1 protein-coding gene is annotated in these 237 nt (G+C 66.2%); it reads left to right on the forward strand.

Going from position 1 to position 237, the window contains the following annotated elements:
• Nucleotides 1–237: NUDIX domain-containing protein (locus tag SAZ04_RS22970; protein ID WP_332700111.1), on the forward strand; the 237-nt coding region annotated here is incomplete at both ends.

Here is a 237-nt window from a genome sequence, read left to right on the forward strand (position 1 = left end):
GCCGGCTACTGGGAGTTTCCGGGTGGCAAGCTCGAGGCGGGCGAGACGGTCGAACAGGCGCTGCGGCGCGAACTGCATGAGGAACTCGGCATCACGATTGCTGCCGCCGAGCCGTGGCAGGTCGAGCTCTTCGACTATCCGCACGCGCTCGTGCGGCTGCATTTCTGCAAGGTGTTTGCCTGGACCGGTGAGTTCGAGATGCGCGAGGGCCAGAAGATGGCGTGGCAGGCGCTGCCG

Origin of the sequence: Halalkalibacter lacteus (genome assembly GCF_036663595.1) — a bacterium.
Taxonomy (GTDB): domain Bacteria; phylum Bacillota; class Bacilli; order Bacillales; family Bacillaceae_D; genus Halalkalibacter; species Halalkalibacter lacteus.